The organism is Lentzea kentuckyensis (genome assembly GCF_002150765.1).
GTDB lineage: Bacteria > Actinomycetota > Actinomycetes > Mycobacteriales > Pseudonocardiaceae > Lentzea > Lentzea kentuckyensis.
Genome location: NZ_MUYM01000180.1, coordinates 1 through 5,529, shown reverse-complemented (window position 1 = coordinate 5,529; position 5,529 = coordinate 1). Strand labels below are relative to the sequence as shown.

Here is a 5,529-nt window from a genome sequence, read left to right as displayed (position 1 = left end):
ATGCCGCACCTGCAAGTTGGTTGTAGTTACGAGCCGATGTAATCGATTGCAGATCACCTCAACTACCACCAACTGCGCTGGTAGTGGCCACCCGACAAAGCACTACTAGGAGCTGCCGCCCTCACGGTCTCCGGCCCACCGTTCGAGCGCTTCCGCCTTGTCGACCTCTCCCAACGAGCGCAGGTCCAGAGCGAGGTTCCGCGCGGTCAGCCGGGTTTCGGGGTGGTCGTCGCCAAGGGCACTGCGGCGGCGTCGAAGGGTCTCCTCACCCAGCTCCCGTGCCTGCTGGACCTCGCCCATCCGCTGCAACGCGGCAGCCAGATTGCTGGCCGCTTTCAGGGTGTAAGGATGATCATCGCCGAGCACCCGGCGGTGTTGCAGGAACGCGGCCTCGTACAGCTCCCGCGCCCTTCCGTGCTCCCCCAGCGGCGTCATGCTGAAGGCGAACCCGTGCACCGAGGTGAGAGTGTCGGGATGGTCGTCGCCGAGGACCTGACGACGCCTGCGGAGGGTGTCCTCGTACAGCTCCTGCGCCTGCACGTGCTCGCCCAGGGCCGACAGGTTGAGCGCGAGGTTGTGCGCCGAGGTCAGGGTTTCGGAGTGGTCGTCACCGAGGACCTGACGACGCCTGCGGAGGGTGTCCTCGTTCAGTTCCCTCGCTTTCGCCTGCTCCCCCAGGGCGGAAAGCGCGAGAGCGAAACCGGACGCTGACGACAGGGTGTCGGTGTGGTCCTCGCCGAGGAGCTGACGGCGTCGCCGAAGTGTCTCCTCGCTCAACTCCCGCGCCTTCACGTACTGGCCCGCCAGCCGGAGGACCATGGCGAGGTTCAGGGGGTACACCGAGGTGACGAGAGCATCGTCGCCGTGGTGCTGGCCGAAGGTCTCGTAAGCACGCCGGGAATGTTCCACGGCCTGGCGCGGCTGGCCGCGGGCGAGCAGATAGATGGACACGCGATCCAGAAGCCAAGCGAGAGACTCGTGGTAGGCGATGAGGTGAGGTGCACGGTCGGGGCCGGTGGCGATCAGGACGTGCGGCAGCAGCCGGTGCCAGACGGGCCACTGCGGCGGGCAGTTCCACGGATCGGCCGGTACCGCTCTGCGCACCAGGAGCATCGCCGCGGCGGGCCATCCGGCCTGTGGTGCGCGAACGTCCCTGCCTGGAATGCCCGGCCCTCGCAGCAGGGCGGCGGGGATGCGGTGCAGCACGATGCTGCCGGTCTCGACTCGCGCCAGCGCCCGGCGTTTCAGGTCGCGGACGGTGGAGGCGAGTGCGAGCGGGTCGGCGGCGACGGTGGCGAGCGGCTCGGGCAACTGCTGAGGGTGGTCCGCGAGCAAGGTGAGCGGAACAGGTTCCGGTGCAAGCCACGCCAGCAGGGTCAGCAGCTGCAACCCGGCCGGATCGCGAACGGCGAGGGCGTCGAAGGCCACCGACCACGACGCCGCCACCGAACGTCGCCCTCCCGTCAGGTGCTCGGCCGCGGAATCGTGCAGGAGCTCAGCCGCGCGGGTGTTCAGCAGGGTCAGGTAGCTGTCGGGGGTCAGGCCGCCATCAGCCATCAACGCCCCGGCCTGGTCCAGCGCGAGCGGGAGATGGCCGAGCGCCTCGGCTATCCGTCGCGCGTCCGCGTCGCTCAGACCCGGCACCCGCGACTGCAACAGTGAAACGGATTCCTCGGGCGAGAACACGGTCACCTCGACCTCGGTGGCCGCGCCTCGCCAGTCCGGGCACCGTGACGTGATCAGCACGCGAGCGGCGCCGCCCGGCAGGAACCGGGCCAGGTCGTCGGGAGACTCGGCGTTGTCGAACACCAGCAGCGACCGCGGGTGGTCCTTCAGATGGCCCAGCAGTCGTGCGAGCACCACCTCGACCGGCTCACCCGGCACCGCGAGGCGCAACGCCTGCGCCAGGTCGGCCAGCTGCTCGGGGATCAGTTCAGGACGCTCGGCCGAGACCCACCACCCGACGTCGTACTCGCCGGCGAACCGGTGGGAGTACTCGATGGCCGTGGTGGTCTTGCCGACTCCGCCCATCGCGTGCAGTGCCCTGACCACCGCGGGACCGTCACCGACGAGTGTCTCCCGCAGCTCGGCCAGCAAGCCCTCTCTGCCGGTGAACGTGGTGGGACGGCTGGGCATGTTCCACACCCGCGTCACGACCCGGCTGGCCACCACGGTCCGCGGGCGGTGGAGAGTGGTCAGCGCGTGCAGCACCGCTGTCTCAAGCCCGTCGGGCGAGGACACGAAGTCCGTGGTCACGCCGCTGTTCTGCAGCCGCCGGCGGAATCCTTCCTGCAGCGCCCCGCGCTCGGGGTCGCGGAACAGCCCAGCCGGCCCGTCCGTGTCGTCGCCGAGCAGGAAGACCAACCTCGGCAGCCCGAACTCGCTCGCCGCCTCGAACTCGAGCTCGGTGTACGACAGCTCCGGCCTGTCCCGCACCGGTGACCCGTAGCAGAACCCGGCCACCAGCACGTAGACGTCCGCGCCCGCCACGGCGTCCCGGCACACCTGCGCCGGGGTTCGATCGTCGGCGGCGAAGTAGGCCATGTCCACCACGGCGTCGCCCGCTCGTGAGATCGCCGACTCCACCGCCGCGACGAACGACCGATTCGCCGGAAACCTCCGCAGCTCCGAGGTGTGGCTGATCAACACCCTTCTGGCACTTCCGTCTACCGCCGCCATGAACTCTCAGATCGCCCGAACACCCCGGAATGTTGCAGTTCCACGACAACTGGGACTCAGACGGCTTGTACTGCCAGCAAGGCGAGGTCGTCGTGATCGTCGCGGTTGAGCCACTTCAGCACGGCGTCCTCGCAGTGCCGGGCGATCTCCTCCGACGACAGGCCCTTGCACTCCTTCAGCACCGCCCGCAGCCGCTGCTCGCCGAACAGCTCGGTGCGGTCGGCGTGCGCGCGTGCCTCGGTGAACCCGTCGGAGTACAGCACCAGCGTGTCGCCGGGCGCGAGCGTCACCTGCTCGCCGTGGAAACGGACATCGGACAGGATGCCGACGATCGCACCGGGCGCGCTCACGTCCTGGACGCTGCCGTCCGCACGCAGGATCAGCGGCGCCGGATGCCCGCCGGACGCCAGTGACAGCCGCACTCCCCCGGACGCCAGCGGCACCAGCTCACCGACGACGATCGTCGTGAAGAGCTTCGAACCGGTGGCGCGCAACGAGGTGTTCAGCAGGTGCAGCAACCGCACCGGGTTCGTCTCGACCAGCGACAGCGCCTGCAACGACTGCCGCACACGTCCACTGTGGACCGCGGCTTCCAGGCCGTGGCCGCAGACGTCGCCCAGCGCGAACGTCGCCGAGCCGTCCGTGCGCGGGTGCACGTCGTAGAAGTCGCCGCCGACCAACGCGCGTTGGTGTGCCGGGATGAACACCGACGCCATCGACACGCCAGGCACCTCGGGCAGCGGCAACGGCAGCAACGCCGAGCGCAGCACGTCGATGGTCCGCTGCTGCTCGGTCAGCCGGGACGCGGACTCCAGCGCCACCGCCGCGTGCTTGCCGAACAGCCGGACGCGCTCGACGTCGTTCGGCGCGAAGTCTCCCTTGCGCAGCACGACCAGCGCGCCTCCGACGCCCAGCGGCACGGCCAGCGCGCAGCCGAAGTCCTCCGGCACACCCCAGTTACCTTCACCCAAAGAGGTGATCCTGGTCAGTGTGGAGGTGCCCGTCAGCACCTCGGAGATCGTGGACGCCCGGCGCGGCGAGCGCGCCACCGTCGGTTCGCCGCCGCCACAACGCCACCACTCCAGGCGATCCCGGGTGGCCGGCACCACGGCGACGCAGTGCTCGCCCAGCAACTCCGCCGCGAGCTGCACGATCGTCTTCAGCGTCGTCTGGCGCGAAGTGCCGCCGGCGAGCCGCAGATGGGCGTGATCGAGCGCGGAGTCCGTGAAGTACCAGGCACTCCAGCCCTCGCCGAGGTCGTGCTGACGGCCGGCGACGTGCACGTCGAAGTGCCCGCCGAGACCCAGGCGGGGGAACCGGTCGGCGGCCGCGGCGTTGCGCACGCGCACCACTCCGGCCGGGTCGACGACGAAGACGGCTTCGCGCAGCCCGTCCACCAGGCGTTGCCAGCCGTCCAGGTCGATACCCACGGCGCTGCTCATCCGCCGCAGTCCTGTGGCCGAATCATCACGGCCTCCTGCGGGTAGTTGGCGTGCATCGCGGCATCAAGTTACCTCGCTCCCAACCTAACGTGGCAGGCTTGGCTGCGACCACCGAGGCACGGAGGCTTGGAGTGACCACGGCCAACGAAGAGACGGACGCGACCCTCGAACGGGTTCTCTCCGCCATGAGAGACCTGCGTGACGGCAACTTCCGCCGCAGGCTGGTGGTGCCGGGGAACGGGCCCGTGTCGGCGCTCGCGGACGTGTTCAACGAGATCGCGGAGCGCAACCAGTGGCTCGCCGGTGAGCTGGGCCGGGTCCGGCAGGCGGTCGGCCAGGAGGGCAGGCTCACCGAACGGGTGGCGCCCGCGGGCACCGCCGGCGGCTGGTCGCTGATCGCCGACTCGGTGAACGGCCTGGTCGAGGACCTGATGAGGCCGACGAGCGAGCTGAGCCGGGTGCTCGCCGCCGTCGCCGAGGGCGACCTGACCAAGCGCATGTCGGACCAGACGCTGCGTGGTGAGTTCGCCACGCTCGGTTCGACGGTGAACGGCCTGGTCGACCAGCTGTCGTCCTTCGCGGACGAAGTCACCCGCGTCGCCCGCGAGGTCGGTACCGACGGCCGGCTGGGCGGTCAGGCGCAGGTCCCCGGCGTGGCCGGCACCTGGCGCGACCTGACCGACAACGTCAACTTGATGGCGAACAACCTGACCAACCAGGTCCGCAACATCGCGCAGGTCGCGACGGCGGTGGCGAACGGCGACCTGTCGCAGAAGATCACCGTCGACGTCTCCGGCGAGATGCTGGAGCTCAAGAACACGCTGAACACGATGGTCGACCAGCTGTCGTCGTTCGCCGACGAGGTCACCCGCGTCGCCCGCGAGGTCGGCACCGAGGGCAAGCTCGGCGGCCAGGCGAAGGTGCCCGGCGTGGCCGGCACGTGGAACGACCTGACCGACAACGTGAACTTCATGGCGGACAACCTGACCACCCAGGTCCGCAACATCGCCCAGGTCACGACGGCGGTGGCCCAGGGCGACCTGACGCAGAAGATCACCGTCGACGCCCGCGGCGAGATCCTCGAGCTCAAGTCCACGATCAACACGATGGTCGACCAGCTGTCGTCGTTCGCCGACGAGGTCACCCGCGTCGCCCGCGAGGTCGGTTCGGACGGCCGGCTGGGCGGTCAGGCCCAGGTGCCGGGTGTGGCCGGCACGTGGCGCGACCTGACCGACTCGGTGAACGTCATGGCGAACAACCTGACGACCCAGGTCCGCAACATCGCCTCGGTGACCACCGCCATCGCGCGCGGCGACCTCACCCAGAAGATCACCATCGACGCGCGCGGCGAGATCCTCGAACTCAAGACCACCATCAACACGATGGTCGACCAGCTGTCGTCCTTCGC

3 protein-coding genes are annotated in these 5,529 nt (G+C 69.5%); 1 reads left to right on the top strand and 2 read right to left on the bottom strand.

Annotated elements, in window-relative coordinates:
- Positions 1–105: 105 nt before the first annotated feature.
- Both fxsT and B0F77_RS45450 read right to left on the bottom strand, forming a co-directional pair.
- A complete protein-coding gene (fxsT, locus tag B0F77_RS45455; protein ID WP_158103014.1) occupies positions 106–2,649 on the bottom strand; it encodes an FxSxx-COOH system tetratricopeptide repeat protein in 2,544 nt (847 codons plus the stop codon).
- Between the two features lie 86 nt (positions 2,650–2,735).
- Positions 2,736–4,121, bottom strand: a complete 1,386-nt coding sequence (locus B0F77_RS45450) for a PP2C family protein-serine/threonine phosphatase (RefSeq protein ID WP_086669267.1) — start codon at positions 4,119–4,121, stop codon at positions 2,736–2,738.
- Positions 4,122–4,306: 185 nt separating this feature from the next.
- Between B0F77_RS45450 and B0F77_RS45445 the strand changes: the two genes are divergently transcribed.
- Positions 4,307–5,529 (top strand): HAMP domain-containing protein (locus tag B0F77_RS45445; RefSeq protein WP_143467273.1); only part of this gene is annotated, 1,223 nt, incomplete at its 3' end.

Bases quoted from the DNA above. Each gene is read 5' to 3' on its own strand.
- B0F77_RS45450 (WP_086669267.1), bottom strand. From the start codon at position 4,121: ATGAGCAGCGCCGTGGGTATCGACCTGGACGGCTGGCAACGCCTGGTG.